Origin of the sequence: Pseudomonas sp. SWRI18 (assembly GCF_014268345.1) — a bacterium.
Lineage (GTDB): Bacteria > Pseudomonadota > Gammaproteobacteria > Pseudomonadales > Pseudomonadaceae > Aquipseudomonas > Aquipseudomonas cedrina.
Genome location: NZ_JACCQQ010000024.1, coordinates 20,367 through 38,683 on the forward strand (window position 1 = coordinate 20,367; position 18,317 = coordinate 38,683).

Annotated in this window: 18 protein-coding genes and 1 other RNA gene; 11 read left to right on the forward strand and 8 right to left on the reverse strand. The window is 62.4% G+C overall.

Annotated elements, in window-relative coordinates; translation table 11 throughout:
* Window positions 1–16: 16 nt before the first annotated feature.
* From ffs to H0Z09_RS22620, 5 genes are all read left to right on the forward strand, one after another.
* Window positions 17–113: signal recognition particle sRNA small type (gene ffs / locus H0Z09_RS22600), an RNA gene on the forward strand.
* Between the two features lie 126 nt (window positions 114–239).
* Window positions 240–665, forward strand: coding sequence for a hypothetical protein (locus tag H0Z09_RS22605; RefSeq protein ID WP_186693629.1), 426 nt, complete (start codon window positions 240–242; stop codon window positions 663–665).
* Window positions 666–703: 38 nt separating this feature from the next.
* A complete protein-coding gene (locus H0Z09_RS22610) occupies window positions 704–2,665 on the forward strand; it encodes an AAA family ATPase (RefSeq protein ID WP_186693631.1) in 1,962 nt (653 codons plus the stop codon).
* Between the two features lie 156 nt (window positions 2,666–2,821).
* Window positions 2,822–3,868, forward strand: coding sequence for an N-acetylmuramidase family protein (locus tag H0Z09_RS22615; RefSeq protein WP_186693633.1), 1,047 nt, complete (start codon window positions 2,822–2,824; stop codon window positions 3,866–3,868).
* A 1-nt stretch (window position 3,869) separates the two neighbouring features.
* Window positions 3,870–4,460: a hypothetical protein gene (locus H0Z09_RS22620; protein ID WP_186693635.1), complete on the forward strand. Its 591-nt coding sequence runs from the start codon at window positions 3,870–3,872 to the stop codon at window positions 4,458–4,460.
* Between the two features lie 44 nt (window positions 4,461–4,504).
* Here the strand turns inward: H0Z09_RS22620 and H0Z09_RS22625 are convergent, their stop codons facing one another.
* Window positions 4,505–5,368 carry a LysR substrate-binding domain-containing protein gene (locus H0Z09_RS22625; protein WP_076949473.1) on the reverse strand — a complete coding sequence of 288 codons (864 nt, stop codon included), beginning with the start codon at window positions 5,366–5,368 and terminating at the stop codon, window positions 4,505–4,507.
* 102 nt (window positions 5,369–5,470) lie between these two features.
* Between H0Z09_RS22625 and H0Z09_RS22630 the strand changes: the two genes are divergently transcribed.
* The 5 genes from H0Z09_RS22630 (at window position 5,471) to recR (ending at window position 10,812) form a co-directional block, all read left to right on the forward strand.
* On the forward strand, window positions 5,471–6,340 hold the full coding sequence (locus tag H0Z09_RS22630; protein ID WP_186693637.1) for a DMT family transporter: 870 nt from the start codon (window positions 5,471–5,473) through the stop codon (window positions 6,338–6,340).
* 133 nt (window positions 6,341–6,473) lie between these two features.
* Window positions 6,474–8,534, forward strand: coding sequence for a DNA polymerase III subunit gamma/tau (dnaX, locus tag H0Z09_RS22635; protein WP_186693639.1), 2,061 nt, complete (start codon window positions 6,474–6,476; stop codon window positions 8,532–8,534).
* Window positions 8,535–8,578: 44 nt separating this feature from the next.
* The gene (locus H0Z09_RS22640; protein ID WP_076949470.1) at window positions 8,579–8,917 is read left to right on the forward strand and encodes a YbaB/EbfC family nucleoid-associated protein; all 339 of its coding nucleotides are present in this window, start codon (window positions 8,579–8,581) and stop codon (window positions 8,915–8,917) included.
* A gap of 191 nt (window positions 8,918–9,108) precedes the next feature.
* Window positions 9,109–10,143, forward strand: coding sequence for an NADP-dependent oxidoreductase (locus H0Z09_RS22645; protein ID WP_186693641.1), 1,035 nt, complete (start codon window positions 9,109–9,111; stop codon window positions 10,141–10,143).
* 66 nt (window positions 10,144–10,209) lie between these two features.
* On the forward strand, window positions 10,210–10,812 hold the full coding sequence (gene recR / locus H0Z09_RS22650; RefSeq protein WP_010208540.1) for a recombination mediator RecR: 603 nt from the start codon (window positions 10,210–10,212) through the stop codon (window positions 10,810–10,812).
* Between the two features lie 80 nt (window positions 10,813–10,892).
* Here recR and H0Z09_RS22655 read toward each other — a convergent pair whose 3' ends face one another.
* The gene (locus H0Z09_RS22655) at window positions 10,893–11,441 is read right to left on the reverse strand and encodes an adenine phosphoribosyltransferase (protein ID WP_076949468.1); all 549 of its coding nucleotides are present in this window, start codon (window positions 11,439–11,441) and stop codon (window positions 10,893–10,895) included.
* Between the two features lie 79 nt (window positions 11,442–11,520).
* A complete protein-coding gene (fnr, locus tag H0Z09_RS22660; protein WP_076949467.1) occupies window positions 11,521–12,255 on the reverse strand; it encodes a fumarate/nitrate reduction transcriptional regulator Fnr in 735 nt (244 codons plus the stop codon).
* Window positions 12,256–12,409: 154 nt separating this feature from the next.
* Between fnr and H0Z09_RS22665 the strand changes: the two genes are divergently transcribed.
* On the forward strand, window positions 12,410–12,868 hold the full coding sequence (locus tag H0Z09_RS22665) for a FlxA-like family protein (protein ID WP_186693643.1): 459 nt from the start codon (window positions 12,410–12,412) through the stop codon (window positions 12,866–12,868).
* Here the strand turns inward: H0Z09_RS22665 and hemN are convergent, their stop codons facing one another.
* The 5 genes from hemN to H0Z09_RS22690 form a co-directional block, all read right to left on the reverse strand.
* Window positions 12,869–14,251 (reverse strand): oxygen-independent coproporphyrinogen III oxidase, encoded by a 1,383-nt coding sequence (gene hemN / locus H0Z09_RS22670; protein WP_186693645.1) that lies wholly within the window; start codon window positions 14,249–14,251, stop codon window positions 12,869–12,871. It abuts the gene before it with no gap.
* A 103-nt stretch (window positions 14,252–14,354) separates the two neighbouring features.
* Window positions 14,355–15,038: a sulfite exporter TauE/SafE family protein gene (locus tag H0Z09_RS22675; RefSeq protein WP_186693647.1), complete on the reverse strand. Its 684-nt coding sequence runs from the start codon at window positions 15,036–15,038 to the stop codon at window positions 14,355–14,357.
* On the reverse strand, window positions 15,031–15,249 hold the full coding sequence (gene ccoS / locus H0Z09_RS22680; RefSeq protein WP_053132914.1) for a cbb3-type cytochrome oxidase assembly protein CcoS: 219 nt from the start codon (window positions 15,247–15,249) through the stop codon (window positions 15,031–15,033). The genes H0Z09_RS22675 and ccoS overlap by 8 nt, the downstream gene beginning before the upstream one ends.
* Window positions 15,250–15,271: 22 nt before the next feature.
* Window positions 15,272–17,722 (reverse strand): heavy metal translocating P-type ATPase, encoded by a 2,451-nt coding sequence (locus H0Z09_RS22685; protein WP_186693650.1) that lies wholly within the window; start codon window positions 17,720–17,722, stop codon window positions 15,272–15,274.
* 43 nt (window positions 17,723–17,765) lie between these two features.
* Window positions 17,766–18,305 (reverse strand): FixH family protein, encoded by a 540-nt coding sequence (locus H0Z09_RS22690; RefSeq protein WP_076949461.1) that lies wholly within the window; start codon window positions 18,303–18,305, stop codon window positions 17,766–17,768.
* Window positions 18,306–18,317 lie beyond the last annotated feature (12 nt).

The window sequence follows — 18,317 nt, forward strand, 5'->3', positions numbered from 1 at the left end:
GTCGTTATGGTGACCCCATCGGTCCCCCCGCAACGATTACCCGTGAACCTGGTCAGAGCCGGAAGGCAGCAGCCACAGCGGGAACATTGTGTGCCGGGGTGTGGCTGGTGGGGTTGCCTCCATAGCGCTCTTCCTTGCAACACCTCCTTCAAATTCAATTCACAAAATGCATTCACGCCATCTGCCATCGGGCGGTCCATAGCGGCATACTCCAGTGCCCGGCATTCGGAGACAGTACCGTGGAAAAAGTGGACGACCTCACCCGTGAAAAACTGCGCGAGTGGCAGATGCGGCGCCTGGAGATCAAGGACCGTATCCAATCGCACCCCGAACAGACCCTGGAGTTGTCGAGGGTGCTGGACCTCATGGACGACGAGCACGCCGAGATCCTCAGCCAGGCTGAGATGATCCGCGCGGCGGAGGTGAACGATGACCCCCCGCCAGGCGCCGAGCAGGCTGCGCCACCGCTCACGGGCGCCTGCACGCTGCAACTGAATGTGGCGGCGCAGAGTGTCGAAGACTTGCGCAGGCTGCTTGACATGGCCGTCTTCGAACTCCAGCAACAGATCAATGCGATGGCGCCTGGGGCTCAAGCGAGTCGCGGCGGTATGTCGGGCTCGTTGGGCGAATATCGATTCGAGCTGAACAGCCGCGATAATGCCTGACTCCCGCAACATACGTCGGCCCCTGGCTGCGAGGAACTATGCAACCGGAACATTTTGATTTAGCCAGCCCCGTCTTCCTGCCCGTCACGGATGAAACCTGCACGGCGCTGCTCGGCGAGGATGGCGCCAAGGCCCTTGTCGGTCTGACGGATCCGGAACTGGCCGCGGTACTGGTCATTCAGAACCTGGCCCAGGCTGAGGAAAAGGACCTGACCTGCGCTGGCGCCGAGCGCGTTCTGGCCAAGCTGATCGGCTGGGCGGTGGACACCGCGCCATCAGGTGCCGCGACGTTGCTGTCCGAAGCCCAGCGGCTGTTTGATCCGCGCAAGTTGTACTTCGGTTTCAATGCACTCAAAAATGTGAACCTGCGCCTGCTGTCGGCCGAAGAAGTCGCGGCGCGCGATTACCTGCTGCCTACAGGCAAATGGGATATCGGCTACAAGGTTCGCCACCTGCGCAGCAATGACCCGTTCAGTCAGCAGATGGTCACCCCACGGCACCGCGAACGCTGGCTCAGCCCGGCCCAGGACAAGTTGGTGCGCACCTTTCGCGCCAACCTCAACGAAGACCTGCATGTGCAAGGCTATGCCGGCATCGGCAAGAGCCATCTGCTGGGCGCCTTGATGGAGTGCCTGCGGCCCGCCCAGACCCTGGTGCTGGCCCGCACCGGAGCCAAGCTGGCGACGCTGCGTGAACGCATGGGCTTGGCGCAAGACAGCAAGGCCGGCTCAACCTTTGCGGCCTTCGCCAAGGCGCTGCTGCAAGGGCCACGCCAACCCGCGCCACACGCGCCGGCCCGAATGCCGGGCAAGAATGAGGTGGCGCAGGCCCTGGATATCCACGGCTGGCGAACTCACGATGGCCCGGCGACGCTGGCTATCTGCCTGAAAGTGCTCGAGCGTTATTGCCACTCCAACCATCACAGCTTGTCGGCCAGGCATTTGCCGCATTTCAAGCAACCGCTATCGAACGTGGAGGCCCAAGTGTTGCTGGAGTACTCCAGCCGCGTGTGGACTTACCTGGAGGCCAATCCGCAATGGGCTGGCCAGACTGCCTTCGCGGCGCTGCTGCTGATCAAGCGCGCGAGCCTCGAAGGCTGCGTGGTGCCGCCCCGTTACACCCACGTATTGATCGATGAAAGCCAGGACATCCCGCCGTCTTTGTTGCAGATCATCGAGCGCGGCCGCCAGGTGTTGGTCACCCTTGGTGACGAGTACCAGTTGGCCAGTGGGGTGATGGTCAGGAGAAAGCGCGAAGTCCGGCACACCGATATCAGTTATTCCGTGCGCTCAGGGCGCAACGTCGAGCGCCTGGTCAACCCGCTGATCAGCGTGCACTCGCAAAAGTGCAAGACGCCGTTCGAAGGCGCCCGGGATGCCGACGTCGGCATCGAACATTACCCCCGGGGCTTCGTGCCGCCGGAAGGCTGCGTGGTGTTGACCGCGTCGCATTGGGACACCATGAAATGGGCCATCCAGTTGCAGCAGGCCAACTGCCCGTTCGGTTTTCCCGACAGCACGGCGCAGCAGGATCTGCAGCGCTTCATGACTAGCGTCATCGCCTTGTTCAAGCCGCAGTTCTACAGCAACGAGCACAACGAAAACGGGCCACATCCGTATTTCAGCGACATGGACGACTGGCAACAGGTACGCGATGCCAACCAGTTCGACGAGTCGTTCCTATGGGTTGAAAGTGAGCTCGAAAAAGGCTTCAACGTCGCGGACATCACCCGTTTGAACCGGCTGAGCGGTGTCCCCGGCAAACGCTGTCTGCTGATGCAGGCGCAAGAGGCGGGCGGCATGGAATTCGATCGGGTGCTCCTCACACCTGAGCTGCTGACCAACGTGAAGTTCAAGGATGCCTACGCGTTCGATCAGCGGCTTTGCGCGGTGTACATCGCCATTTCCCGCGCCAGGGTACAGCTTTACCTGCCTTACGACGTGGTGGAGTGGATCGATTTCCACAAGTACCAGAAGACCCGGGAATTTCACGGTTACTGATCAAATGACCTGCCTGTTTCACATCTTTCACAGGTCGCCATGGACAACCTGAATCCACCTTGATAGTTTCCGCCAGCCGCTTGTTTCAGAGTGTAACAAGGGCAGCAAGTTGATATCTAAGTGCTATCACTTTATTAACTAACAAGGATGTCTGTGATGAAAAGCCTGCAAGGGTTGCCGCGTCTTATCAGTGCTTCGGTAGGCGCGCCTGGTAAAGCCCGCAACTTGCCCGCCGATGTGCAGTGCATCCAGTATTTATTCAATCTGATCATCCCCAAGCTGGGTTTTCCGCTGGCCGAAAACGGTAAATGCGACGGCCAGTTGGTGCAGTGCATCAGCCAGTACCAGTTCCGTCATCTCAAATACGCCCATCCCGATGGGGTGATTGACCCCACGGGCCGCACCTTCAACAGCCTGATTGAAGAGGCGGTGAAGGTGCCGGTCAAGGCTTTCCCGAGCATGCGTATCCCGAGCTTTCTGAATGCGTTCGGCAACAATTCTGGGGATGCGGTGCAGGCCACGGTCAATGTGTACCTGGACCGCATGCGCGCAATGATCGAGGCCGAGCGCCGCAATCGCCAACTGATACTCCAGGCCACGTGCGATGGGGGCATGACCCTCAGCGAGACGGACTTTCAAAATGCTGCCACTCAGTTGGGAGGCGGTATTTCGGTGAATATCATCAAGGCCTTCGCCACCGTGGAATCCGGCGGCCGTTCGGGCTTCGGACCGGCCAGGCTGCCGGTGATTGCGTTTGAAGGGCACGTGTTTCGCAAGTACACCAAGAACATCTACGACCAGGCGCACCCGCTGCTGTCTTACCCCTACAAGAAAAAGGCCGGGCCGCAGTGGCAGATCAATAACAAGGACCAGATCAAGGCCTGGGAAACCATGGCTACTGCCTTTGCCTTGGACCAGGAAGCTGCGCTGATGTCGGCGTCCTGGGGCATGTTCCAGGTCATGGGGTTCAACTACGGGTCATGCGGTTACAAGACGGTGTTCGAGTTGGTCGCGGCCTTGAAAGTGAATGCCGGCAGTCAACTAAAGGCATTCCTAGGCTTTTGCAGCAAGAGCCCGGCGTTGATGACGGCCATGAAAGCCAAGGACTTCACTTCCATGGCATTCAATTACAACGGCAAAGACTACGGCAACTATGACGTCCTTATGCAAAAAGCCTACGAGAAACTTGAAGGGAAAAAATAAGATGATGCGTTTTCTAGCGATGGGTGTGTTGTCGTTAAGCGCCGTGGCGCCCGCCTTTGCCGGTTCGCCCGAGCTGCACTCAGGCCAATACGAAGGGCTGAAGCTGGCGGTGACACCGCAGCATCAGGTCGAAGGCTACTACGCCGAAGCCATGGGCGAGGGCGTGACGCGCGGTTGCACGTTCTACCTGCAAGGCAAACCCGACGCGCTGACCACCTGGCAAGACGAAACCTACCCCGGCAGCGTGGCACCTTCGTCGGACGGCGTAACCCTGACGGTGGAACAGGGTCGCCAGCATCCCGGTTGCCTCAATGTGCTGATGCCGGAGATCGCCACCGGCCTGGACCTGACCCAGACAGCCAACAAGCCGTGGATCGGCTTGGTGAAGGTGTCCGCCGACAAGGCTTACCTGCTGAAGAACCCCAGCGCCAAGGCCACCAAGCGCCCTTATATCGTCAAGGATGACGTCGTCGGTGTGCTGGCCTTCAAGGACGGCTGGGCCCAGGTCGAGTTCATCAATGCCGAGGACCGTTCGTTTACCGGCTGGATCAGCCAGGATCAGTACAGCCGTTTGTCGGCACCCAAAAGCTGATTTTCGATAACGACGCAAGCCAGCTCCCACTTTTTGATCAGTGTTCAGCCGAAGGTCTCGCGCAACAACCCGGCAAACGCATCCCGCGCCAGATGCCGCTGGGTGTCTTTGTGCCAGAACAGTAGGTTGTCCACCGCCTGCAGTTCGTCAAACCGGTACGACGCCAGTTGGTCGGCCTGTTCATAGCGGCCCAGGATGCCTTCCGGCGCCAGCGCCACGCCAATGCCCGCGCTGACGCAACCGATGATCGTGCCCCAACTGGCATAGCTGGCCACGGCCGGCTGGAAAGCATGGGGCTTGAGCCAGTTCTCCAGCGCGGCACGGTAAGGACAGCCGGGCGGCCATACCAGCAGCGTGCGGCCTGCGAGGTCGGCGGCGCTGCGGATTGGTTCGCTGCTTGCACTTGCGATCAGCACCAGGCGTTCGCTGTAGACCACGCTGTGTTCGAGCTTCGCGCGTTTGTTGCCGGCAGCCACCAGCGCCACATCCAGACGGTGGTGTTGCAGGTCGTCGAGCAGCTCGCTCCAGGCGCCGGTCACCAGTTCCAGGCTGACATCCGGGTAGCGCCGGTGATATTCCGCCAACAGTGGCGGCAGACGGCCGCTGGCGCTGGACTCCACCGCTCCGATGCGCAGGGTGCCCCGGGGAATGGCGTCAGCGTCGACGGCGCGTTTGGACTCCTCCACCAGGGCCAGGATGCGTTCGCAATACTCCAGGAAGATCTCGCCCGCCGCGCTGATCGCCAGCCCACGCCCGGCGCGGATAAACAAGGGCGTGCCCAACTCGGCTTCCAGTTGCTTGATCCGCGTGGTGATGTTGGACGGCACACAGTGCAACCGCAGGGCGGCCTGGGCCACGCTGCCGGTTTGCGCCACGGCTCGCACCATGTTCAGTTGGGCCAGTTCCATTGCTCAGTTCCAATGATTTCAGAAGTCAGAAACGCTTAATTGTCCTACGCCTCGGGCCGGCCAAGACTGACGGCATCCTTTCTCAGTATTCGGATGCCTTCGATGAATACTCCGTCACCCCTGAAGCTTACGCTAGTCATCGCCAGCGTCATCCTCTGCTGGGCCTATTCGCCGATTGGCGTGCACATGGGGCTGCGCAGCTACAGCCCTGGCCACCTCGCGCTGCTGCGGTTCCTGATTGCCTCGCTGTTCATGGCCGCTGTGGCGCTGGTAACGGGCATTGGCCGGCCGCGCCTTGGGGATATGCCGTGGCTAATGGTGTTGAGTTTTTTCGGGGTGTTCCTGCACCACACCAGCCTTAACTACGGGCAACAGTTCGTGACGGCGGCGGCGTCCAGCGTACTGGCACAATCGGCGCCGTTGTTCAGTGTGTTGATCGCGTTTTTCTGCTTGAAGGAGCGGGTCAGCTTCTGGCGCTGGAGCTGCGTGCTGCTCGGTTTGCTTGGCGTGATGGTGGTGATCTGGGGCGACCAGGGCGTGGGCGATATCGACCCGCGTGGCTTGCTTATCCTGCTGGCGGCGGTGTCGTGGAGCCTCTACTTCGCCATCCAGAAACATTATGCCCATCGTTATAGCCCGCTGACGATGGCCTGCTACATGGTGTGGGCGGGCACCTTGATGCTCTGCGTGAACCTGCCAGGCTTGCCCGCTGCGGTGGCGCAGGCGCCGTGGGCGGACAACCTGGCGATGCTGGTGCTCGGCATTTTCCCCAGTGCCTTGGCGTACCTGGCCTGGGGCTATGTGTTGAAGCATGTCGAGGTCAGCCGTGCGTCGGTGGCGATGTACCTGATCCCGCCGGTGGCCATGGCCCTGGCGGCGACGCTGCTGGGTGAGCACATCGCTCTGCAGGTGATGCTGGGCGGTGGGATTGTGCTGGCCAGCGTGGCGGCGATCAGCCTGCAGAGGCGTTGATCTGGCTGATCTTGCCCGGCTTTTCAGCGCCAATCAGCAGCGCTTGATCAGATTAGGCGAGCGTGCCGGATGCAATTTCCCCCTTGCTCCGCTAGCATTACCGGCTTCCGCTTCCCAGTTGCGACGGTTTTCGATGAGTTATCAGGTTCTTGCACGTAAATGGCGCCCGCGCTCGTTCCGCGAAATGGTCGGCCAGACCCATGTGCTCAAGGCTCTGATCAATGCCTTGGACAGCCAACGGCTGCACCACGCCTACCTGTTTACCGGTACGCGGGGGGTGGGCAAGACCACCATTGCACGCATCATCGCCAAATGCCTGAACTGTGAAACCGGCATCACGTCAACGCCGTGCGGTACCTGCTCGGTGTGCAAGGAAATTGACGAAGGGCGTTTCGTCGACCTCATCGAGATCGACGCCGCGAGCCGCACCAAGGTCGAAGACACCCGCGAGCTGCTCGACAACGTGCAGTACGCGCCCAGCCGTGGTCGCTTCAAGGTCTACCTGATCGACGAAGTGCACATGCTGTCCAGCCATTCCTTCAACGCACTGTTGAAAACCTTGGAAGAGCCGCCGCCCTACGTCAAATTCATCCTGGCCACCACCGACCCGCAGAAACTCCCTGCAACGATTCTGTCGCGGTGCCTGCAGTTCTCCCTGAAAAACATGACCCCCGAGCGGGTGGTCGAGCATTTGACCCACGTGTTGGGCGTCGAGAACGTACCGTTCGAAGACGACGCGCTCTGGCTGCTCGGCCGCGCCGCCGATGGTTCGATGCGTGACGCCATGAGCCTTACCGACCAGGCCATCTCCTTTGGTGAAGGCAAGGTCATGGCTGCCGATGTGCGCGCCATGCTCGGTACCCTGGACCATGGCCAGGTGTTCGACGTGTTGCACGCGCTGATCGAAGGTGACGCCAAGGCGTTGCTCGAAGCGGTGCGCCACCTGTCGGAGCAGGGCCCGGACTGGAACGGCGTGCTCTCGGAAATCCTCAATGTGCTGCACCGCGTCGCCATCGCCCAGGCCTTGCCCGAGGGTGTCGACAACGGCCATGGCGACCGTGACCGTGTGCTGGCACTGGCCCAGGCGTTGCCGGCCGAAGATGTGCAGTTCTACTACCAGATGGGCCTGATCGGCCGCCGCGACCTGCCCTTGGCCCCGGACCCGCGCGGCGGCTTTGAAATGGTGCTGCTGCGGATGCTGGCCTTCCGGCCCGCCGATTCGGCCGACGCGCCGAGACAGCCGCTAAAGCCAGTGGGGATCAGCCAGGCCACAGTTGATTCCGCCAAACCAGTGGCTGGCGCGGCGGTGACTGCGCCAGTGGTCGCTGCGCCGTCTCGTGAGCCTGAGCCGCCCGCACCGGTGCCGGAGCCCGTGGTCGCAGCGCCCGTGGTCGAGCCCGAACCGGTCAAGGAACCTGAGCCGGTCGTTGACCTGCCATGGAATGCTCCGCAAGACACCCAGGCCGACGTCGAGCAGGTGCCTGCCGTGGAGCCGGTGCTGGAAACCAGCGGCGAGCAGCCCGAGCTGACGCCGATGCCCACGCCGACTCCGGACAGCGTGGTGCCCGATGCCCCCGAGTGGACCTCTGCGCCTATCCCGGAGCCCACCGTGGCCCAGGTAGAGGCCGCCACCCCGGGCATCGACCTCGACGACGAACCGCCGCTGGACGAAGACTACATCGAGCCGGACATGGACTCGGCCTACAGTTACCTGGACGAACTGGCCAGCGAACACACCGCCGAGCCAGCCCCCGAGCCCGAGGCGGAACCCGCGGCGGCCCCGGCCACCGGGCTGGCCCTGCAATGGCTGGAATTGTTCCCGAAACTGCCGATTTCCGGCATGACCGGCAGCATCGCCGCCAACTGTACCTTGATCTCCATCGAGGGCGATCACTGGCTGCTGCACCTGGACCCGGCCCACAGTGCGCTGTTCAACGCCACCCAGCAACGCCGCCTGAACGATGCGCTGAACCAGTACCATGGGCGCACGCTCACCATCACCATCGAGCTGACCAAGCCCGAACAGGAAACCCCGGCCCAGGCCGCGACGCGCCGGCGTATCAATCGCCAGCGCGAGGCCGAGGATTCGATCCAGGGTGATCCGCTCATCCAGCAAATGATGCAACAGTTCGGTGCGGTCGTCCGTCACGATACTATTGAACCTGTCGACGTCCCGGTGCCCCAGGCATCATGAAACCGGGCTACTAAACTGATCCACGTACTTTTGAGGTGATTCCCATGATGAAAGGTGGCATGGCCGGCCTGATGAAGCAGGCGCAGCAGATGCAGGAAAAAATGGCCAAGATGCAGGAAGAACTGGCCAACGCCGAAGTCACCGGTAAAGCCGGTGGCGATATGGTCAGTGTGGTGATGACTGGTCGTCACGACATCAAGCGTGTGAGCATCGATCCAAGCCTGCTCGAAGGCGTCAGCGATGACGACCGCGAAGTGCTGGAAGACTTGTTCGCCGCCGCGGTCAACGACGCCGTGCGCAAGATCGAAGCCAGCAGCCAGGAAAAAATGGGCGGCGTGACCGCCGGCATGCAACTGCCGCCAGGCATGAAGCTGCCGTTCTGATCGGCTAGCTGAACTCAAATGCCAGGCTCGATGCCTGGCATTTTTTTGAGCGTGGCAGAGCAACTGTGGGAGCTGGCTTGCCTGCGATGCGGACAACTCGGTGTTGATCGTTCCCACGCTATCGATCTGAACCCCAACCGCATGCAGAGGGTCTGCACCCTATACCGCTGCATTCGCTAAAGGAGTTCCTCATGTCTCAAGAACCCACACTGAACCAGCGCATCGTCCTGGTCTCACGCCCTCAAGGCGCACCGACCCCGGAAAACTTCCGCCTGGAGCGTGTGAATCTGCCGGAGCTGGCTGACGGCCAGGTCCTGCTCAAGACGCTCTACCTGTCCCTCGATCCCTATATGCGTGGACGCATGAGCGACGCACCGTCCTACGCAGCTCCGGTGGAAATCGATGAAGTGATGACCGGTGGCGCTGTCAGCCGTATCGAGCAGTCGCGTAATCCGAAATTCGAAGTGGGCGACCTGGTGGTCGGCTCCACAGGGTGGCAGAGCCACAGCATTTCCGACGGGCGCAACTTGATGCCGGTGCCCAAGGGCTTGGCCAGTCCGTCGATGGCCTTGGGCGTGCTGGGCATGCCGGGCATGACCGCCTACATGGGCCTGATGGACATCGGCCAGCCCAAGGCCGGCGAAACCCTGGTGGTGGCGGCTGCGTCGGGTGCAGTGGGCTCGGTGGTGGGGCAAGTGGCCAAGCTCAAGGGCCTGCGGGTGGTCGGTATCGCGGGTGGCGCCGACAAGTGCCGCTACGTGGTGGACGAATTGGGCTTTGATGCTTGTATTGACCACAAGAGCGCCGAGTTTGCCGATCAGTTGACCCAGGCGTGCTCCGAGGGCATAGACATCTATTTCGAAAACGTCGGCGGCAAAGTGTTCGACGCCGTGGTGCCCTTGCTCAACCCCAAGGCGCGCATTCCACTGTGCGGGCTGATCGCCGGCTATAACGCTCATGAAGCGCCCGAGGGGCCTGACCGGTTGCCCGCGCTGCAGCGCACCTTGCTGACCAAGCGCGTGCGTATCCAGGGCTTTATCGTGTTCGATGACTACGGTGATCGCCAGCCTGAGTTCCTCAGCGCCATGGCGCCGTGGGTGCGCGACGGCAAGATCAAATTCCGCGAGGATGTGGTTGACGGCCTGGAGCAGGCGCCCGAAGCCTTTATCGGTTTGCTGGAAGGACGCAACTTCGGCAAGTTGGTGGTGCGGGTCGCACAGGATTGAGCATTTGACGCTAATCCGAGGCGCGGGTATAAACCGCGTCTCGTTGTTTTGTCGGACCCTTCGCCCATGAGCTTCAGCCCCCTGATTCGCCAACTGATCGACGCCCTGCGCACTTTGCCGGGCGTGGGCCAGAAAACCGCCCAGCGCATGGCGCTGCAACTGCTTGAGCGCGATCGCAGCGGCGGCACCCGGTTGGCCCAGGCCCTGAGCCAGGCCATGACCGGAGTAGGCCACTGCCGCCAGTGCCGCACGCTTACCGAAGAAGAACTCTGCCCGCAATGCGCCGACCCGCGTCGCGACGATACGCTGCTGTGCGTCGTGGAAGGGCCGATGGATGTGTACGCGGTGGAACAGACCGGCTATCGCGGGCGCTACTTCGTGCTCAAGGGCCATCTGTCGCCGTTGGACGGCCTGGGCCCGGAAGCCATCGGTATCCCGCAACTGGTGGCGCGCATCGAAGCGCAGGGCACCTTTACCGAAGTGATCCTGGCCACCAACCCGACGGTGGAAGGTGAGGCGACCGCGCACTACATCGCCCAATTGCTGACCAACAAAGGCCTGATCACCTCGCGCATCGCCCATGGCGTGCCGTTGGGCGGCGAGCTGGAGTTGGTGGATGGCGGGACGTTGGCGCATTCGTTTGCCGGCCGCAAGCCGATCGCGCTCTAAAGACCTGAACAATCCCACAGTGGAATGCATTCCCCTGTGGGAGCCGGGCTTGCCCGCGATGAAGTCGGCTCGGTTAACCGTTAACGCTCGGTCAACGCAAACTGCGTCAGGCAAAACGTGGGAATCCCCATATCTTCCAAGCGCTGCGACCCACCCAGCTCCGGCAAATCGATAATCGCCGCCGCTTCGAAAATCTTCGCGCCCATGCGCCGTACCAGGTTCGCCGCCGCAATCAATGTACCGCCCGTGGCGATCAAGTCATCGAATATCAACACCGAGTCGCCCTCGCACAGGCTGTCCGCGTGCACCTCCAAAAAGGCCTCGCCGTACTCGGTTTGGTAACCCTCGGCCAGCACGTCCGCTGGCAGCTTGCCTTGCTTGCGGAACAGCACCAGAGGCTTGTTCAGTTGATAGGCAATAATCGAACCGATCAGGAAACCGCGCGCATCCATCGCGCCGATATGGGTGAATTCGGCTTCGACATAACGGTGGGCAAAGCTGTCCGCCACCAGGCGCAGGGCGCGGGGCGATTGGAACAGGGGGGTAATGTCACGGAAGATCACCCCTGGCTTGGGGAAGTCGATGACGGGGCGGATCAGGGATTTGATGTCGAACGAATCAAAGGTCATCGTCGAAGAGTCCTGGGCTGGAAACGGACGCCGAGTATACCTGCGGCCTCGCCGATTGGCGCGGCCGCGCGTGTCTGCGTCAGCCCTCCAGCGAGCCACCCGCCAGTGCGCACAGTTGGATCGGGTCGAGGATATGCACTTCCTTGCCCTCGGCGGCAAGCAGTTCGTTCTGCTGGAAACGGGTGAATACACGGGACACGGTCTCCACCGCCAGGCCCAGGTAGTTGCCGATTTCATTGCGCGACATGCTCAGGCGGAACTGGTTGGCCGAGAAGCCACGGGCACGGAAGCGTGCCGACAGGTTGACCAGGAAGGTGGCAATGCGCTCGTCGGCGGTTTTCTTCGACAGCAGCAGCATCATTTGCTGGTCGTCACGAATCTCGCGGCTCATCACGCGCATCAATTGACGGCGCAGTTGCGGCAACTGCAGGGCCAGTTCGTCCAGGCGCTCGAAGGGGATTTCGCACACCGACGTCGTCTCCAGGGCCTGGGCTGAAACGGGGTGCATCTCGGTGTCCATGCCCGACAACCCCACCAGCTCGCTGGGCAGGTGGAAACCGGTGATCTGCTCTTCGCCGCCGTCGCTCAGGCTGAAGGTCTTCAATGCGCCCGAACGCACTGCATAGACGGAGTCGAACTTGTCGCCCTGGCGAAACAGAAACTCGCCTTTTTTTAGCGGGCGACCGCGTTTAACGATCTCGTCCAACGCATCCATGTCTTCCAAATTCAACGAAAGTGGCAAGCAGAGGGGAGCCAGGCTGCAATCCTTGCAGTGGGCCTGGCCATGAGCGCGCAGTTTGACTGGCTCGGACATTTCTTAAATCCTTGTGGGAAAACACACATAAGACGTAAGGGTAACGCACTGGAGGGCGGTGAGGCCAGCGTGTACAAAAAAACCGCAACGGTATAAAGGTTTTTGTATCGACGCCGATACCCCCTGTGTATTTCCACGAGCCGGAGCTCAGATCATGTCTGTCATTGCTGCCTACAATCCCGCCGTTCGCGTACCCACGGTGCCGGACCTGAAGCCAACGGTGGAGACCGAGGAAAAACCAGCGCCTGTCACGGAAACCACGCCGGTTGAAGGCGTGAAGGTGACGATTTCCGCCGATGCGTTCAACGCAGCCGGCAAGGCTGCGAGCACTAACTCCGATATCGACGAGAGCGGCCTGGACGATAACGTCAAGGAGATCCTGAAAATGATCCGTCAGTTGAAGCAGCAGATCGCCGAGAAAATGGCCGAACTGCAAGCGTTGGCGACCCAGCAGAACCTGACCCCGGAAGAACTCCAGGCCAAGACGTCCATCTTGCAGACGGCCATCAGTTCCCTGCAGGCAGGCTTGATGACCGCTCAAATATCTCTGGCCAAGGCGATGAAGGGCATGAGCTCCGAAGACGTCGGAAAAGTCATGGCGCTGTCGAACTGATCAGATCACCCGTGAAAAACGCTGCCTGTTCTGATGTTCCAGATAGGCATCGAACACCATGCACACCGAACGCACCAGCAGGCGCCCGGCCGGCAGTACGCGGATGCCTCGGGCGTCTAACTCGATCAAACCGTCGGTGGCCATCGTTTCCAGTTGTGGCCACAGCTCGGCAAAATAGCCGCGAAAGTCGATGTTGTACGCCTGTTCGATCCCCTCGAATCCCAGACTGAAGTTGCAGATCAACTGCTGGATCACATCCCGTCGCAAGCGGTCATCCGTGGTGCAGATCAAACCACGACTGGTCGCCAGTTGCGCGCCGGCCAGGGTGTTCTGGTAGCCGTTGAGGTCACTGCTGTTCTGGCAGTAGAGGTCGCCGATCTGGCTGATCGCCGACACCCCGAGCCCGATCAAGTCGCAATGGCCGTGGGTGGTGTAGCCCTGGAAGTTGCGTTGCAAGGTGCCTTCTTCCTGGGCGATGGCCAGCTCGTCGTCGGGCAGGGCGAAGTGGTCCATGCCGATGTAGCGGTAGCCGGCCTGGGTCAGTTGCTCGATGGTGGTTTGCAGCATCAGCAGCTTTGCCGCCGGGGAGGGCAGGTCATCGGTGTTGATGCGCCGCTGCGGCATGAAACGTTCCGGGAGGTGGGCGTAGTTGAACACCGACAGGCGGTCGGGTTGCAGCTTGATCACTTCTTCCACGGTGCGCGCGAAATTGATCGGCGTTTGCTTGGGCAAGCCGTAGATCAGGTCGATATTGATCGAGCGAAATTGCAGGGTGCGCGCCGCCTCGATCACAGCCTGGGTTTCTTCCAGGCTTTGCAGGCGATTGACCGCGCGTTGTACCTCGGGGTCGAGGTCCTGCAGGCCGATGCTGACGCGGTTGAAGCCCAGTTCGCGCAGCAGGCCCATGGTGGCCCAGTCGGCTTCGCGAGGGTCGATCTCGATGCCGTAGTCGCCGGAATCATCGTCCAGCAGGTTGAAGTGCCGGCGCAGGCACGTCATGACCTGGCGCAGTTCATCGTGACTGAGAAACGTCGGGGTGCCGCCGCCGAAATGCAGTTGCTCCACCGGTTGTTTCGGGTCGAGGTGGCAGGCCACCAGCTGGATTTCCTGCTCCAGGCGTTGCAGGTAGGCCTGGGCGCGGCCACGGTCCTTGGTGATGACTTTGTTGCAGGCGCAGTAGTAGCAGATGTTCGCGCAGAACGGCACATGCAGGTACAGCGACAACGGTCGCGCGGCCTTGCGGCTATCGCGCAGGGCGTGGAGCAGGTCGAATGTCCCGACCTGGCTGTCGAATTGTACGGCGGTGGGGTAGGACGTGTAGCGCGGTCCCGCCAGGTCGTAGCGGTGAATCAGATTGGCGTCCCAACGAATGGCGTCGAGCATGCGGGCGGTCCCCCGGATTGGCTGGTGGGCCGAGTCTAGGGGCTGGCTGGCGCGGCCACCTTGATTTGCATCAACAGGGAGCGGCGCTATGCCACATCGTCAATCAGTGTCCCATCAGCCAGTGCTGGTGGGGCCCAGGCAATGTCCATAGGCCAAACAGGATCACCAGCGTGCCACCCGCCCTGCGCACGCTGCGTTTGCGCAGCAGCGCGGTGACCCGCTCGGCCGCAAGCCCGGTGGCCAACAGCACCGGCCAGGTACCCAGGCCGAACGCCAGCATCAGCAAGCCGCTGTCCAGCGCATTCCCCTGGCTCGCGGCCCATAGCAGGGTGCTATAGACCAACCCGCACGGCAACCAGCCCCACAGCGCGCCCAGCAGCAACGCGCGCGGCAGGCTCGACACCGGCAGCAGGCGGCTGGCGACGGGCTGGATAAAGCGCCACAGGCCGCGGCCGAGGCTTTCGATGCGGGTGAGGCCGCTCCACCAACCGGCCAGGTACAGGCCCATGCTGATCAACAGCAGCCCGGCAAGCACACGCATGAACATCGCCGCCGGGCTGTTCGCCACGGCCCAACCGGCCAGGCCAATCAATACGCCGGCGACGGCATAGCTGAGCACCCTGCCCAGGTTGTATGCCAGCAGCAGTCGAAACCTGCGGCCGCGCTGCTCCCTGGGGATCGCCAGGGTCAGCGCGCCCATCAGCCCGCCGCACATGCCCAGGCAATGGCCGCCGCCCAGCAGGCCGAGGATCAGCGCGGAAACCAGCAGCGGCGCCAATTCAAGCATGGGGCGGGTCTTTGGGCGTGGGCGGTTGCTCGGGGCCGTTGGCTTCGTCGACGGCGGCGAGGTGGTTCGGGTCCTGGTCGTCGAACAAGACGCTGTGGGCCGGGCCGTCGAGGTCGTCGTACTGGCCGCTGTCCACCGCCCAGAAAAAGATATAGATGGCCACGCCCACTAACAGCAGCGCCGCCGGAATCATTACGTATAAAGCTGGCATCTGCACTCCATGCCCGCGCGGCTCAAGCCGGCAGCGGACGGGTTACTGAGGGGGCTCGTGCCACCGGCGCGCTCGGCAGGCGAGTCAGGCGCAGGGCGTTGAGCACCACGGTCAACGAACTGAGGGACATGCCGACCGCGGCCCAGATGGGCGTGATCCAACCCAGGGCGGCAAACGGTAGCATGAGGCCATTGTATAGGCCTGCCCACAGCAGGTTTTCAACAATCACCCGACGGGTGCGCCGTGCCAGGGTAAAGGCGTGTACAAGAGCGTCCAGGCGGTTGGACAGCAACACGGCATCGGCGCTGGTCTTGGCCAGGTCGGTGGCAGTGCCCATGGCCACGCTGATATCCGCAGCGGCGAGCACCGGCACATCGTTGACGCCGTCGCCGAGCATCAACACCTTGCGGCCTTCCTGGTGCAGCCGTTGCAGCACGTGCAGCTTGTCATCGGGGCGCAGGCCGCCGTGGGCTTCGTCGATACCCAGCTCAGCCGCGACGCTGGCGACCATCGGCGAACTGTCCCCGGACAACAGCAGCGTGCGCCAGCCACGCGCCTTGCAGGCCGCCAACAGCGCAGGCGCGTCACTGCGCAGGCGGTCGTCGAGCACGAACCAGGCCAGTGCGCCTTCGCGGTCGCCCAGCAGCAGCCATTGGCCGCCATCCTGCGGCGCGGCCGGGATCGGGCAACCACTGAGTTCACAGACAAAGCCCGGTTGGCCGATGCGCAGTTGGCGCGCGCCCACGCGGCCTTCAAGGCCAAGCCCGGGCGAACTGACGACTTCGTCGGCGGCCAGCGTCGCGCGTCCGAAGGCGCGGGCGATCGGGTGTTCGGAGCGGTTTTCCAGGGCGGCGGCGAGGCTCAGGCACAGGTCCGTGCTCAAGTTGCCCAGTGGCCGGATGGCGCTCAATACCAGGCGTCCTTCGGTCAGGGTGCCGGTCTTGTCGAAAATCACCGTATCGATCTGGTTCAACCCTTCCAGCACATGGCCGCGGGTCAGCAGCAGGCCGAGTGTGTGCAAGGTGCCGGTGGCGGCGGTGAGGGCGGTGGGCGTGGCCAGGGACAACGCGCACGGGCAGGTTGCCACCAACATCGCCAGCACAATCCAGAATGCCCGCGACGAATCCAGCTGCCACCATAACAACCCGATCAGGACGGCTGCGATCAGCGAGCACAGCAGGAACCACTGCGCGGCGCGATCGGCGATCCGGGCCAGGCGCGGTTTCTCGGCCTGGGCCCTTTCCAGCAGGCGCACGATGGCGGACAGGCGGGTGTCATGGCCCAAGGCGCGTACTTCCACAATCAATGCCCCTTCGACATTGAGCGTGCCCGCCGTGACCGCATCCCCGGCTTGTCGGGGTTGCGGCAGGTACTCACCCGTGAGCAGCGACTCATCGATACTGGACTGGCCGTCGAGGATCAGGCCATCCGCCGGCAGCACGGCACCGGGGTGCACCAGCACGCGATCGCCCAAGGCCAGCTCCGGGAGCAGGATGCGTTCGCTCTGGCCATCCGCCTTGAGCCGCAGGCACGAGGCGGGCAGCAGGTTGACCAGTTGCGCGGTCGCCGCAACCGTACGCTCGCGGGCACGGCGCTCGAGGTAACGCCCGGTCAGCAGGAACAGCGCAAACATGCCCACCGCGTCGAAGTACAACTCACCGGTGCCGGTGATCGCGGTCCAGATCCCCGCCAGATAGGCACCGCCGATGGCCAGTGAAACCGATACATCCATGGTCAGGTGGCGCGTGCGCAGGTCGCGCAGGGCACCCTTGAAAAACGGTGCGCAGCTGTAGAACACGATGGGTGTTGTCAGAAACATCGCCACCCAGCGTAGGATCACATGCAGTTCCGGGCTCAGGTCGACATTGAATTCCGGCCAGGTCGCCATGGTTGCCATCATGGCCTGGAACCACAGCAGCCCGGCCACGCCCAATTGACGCAGGGCCAGGCGATTTTCGCTGGTCAGTTGCTCGGCGGCACGGTCGGCCTGGTAAGGGTGGGCGGCGTAACCGATATGGCGCAGCTCACTCAGCACTTGGCTCAACGGCAGTTGCCCGTCAGCCCAACGCACGTGCAAACGATGGTTGGACAGGTTGAGCCGCGCCTCGGCCACGGCGGGCAGGCTGCGCAGGTGTTTCTCGATCAGCCAGCCACAGGCGGCGCAACTGATGCCTTCCATCAGCAAGGTGGCTTCGGCGAGTTCGCCGTCGTGGCGCACAAAGGGTTTCTGCACATCGGCGCGGTCGTACAGCGCCAGCTCATCCACCAGTTGCACCGGCAGCGCTTCAGGGTTGGCCGAGGCTTCGCTGCGGTGCTGGTAGTAGCTCTCCAGGCCGCCGGCCACAATTGCTTCGGCCACCGCCTGGCAACCTGGGCAGCAGAGTTCCCGGCGTTCGTCGAGGATCACCGCGGTGAAGCGGCTGCCCGGCGGGACGGGCAGGGCGCAGTGGTAGCAGGGGGTTGGGCTGGTCATGGATATAGTCAGCTGGAAGGGCCTCATCGCGAAGCGCAATGTTTTACTTCTTCAGATCTTCGGCGCCCTGCAACGGCTCATCACCCAGCAGCAGGTCCTTGTCGTGGCTGACCTCTTCCTCCTCGAACAGGCGCCAGGTCTTGTCGCCTTCCACGCCCAGCAGTTCCACGAAGCGGCGGCCCTCGACCTTGTCGGTGACCTGGCCGATGTAGCGGCCCGGTTCACTGTCGCTGCGCGCCAGGTTGATCTTGCGGTCCTTCTCCGGCTGGGTCGGGGAGATCAGGTTCAATTCCAGGGTATTCGGGTTGCTGTAGCCGGTGAGGTTCAGCTCGACTTCGCCGGTCAGCTCATCCAGGTGCAGCCTGGCGCGCAGTTGCAGGGTCTGGGCCAGGCGCTCGCGGTCCAGGGCGCGGTTGATGCCTTTGCCGGCCTCGTAGTAGTTGTCGTTGACCAGGTTGTCCGGGTTATTCACCGCGATGGTCACCATGGACAAGGTCAAGGTCACCGAGCAGGCCAGGATGCCGATGATGATCCAGGGCCAGAGGTGCTTGTACCAAGGGCTTGCGGCGGTGGGTGCGGACATGCTCGGGTTCCT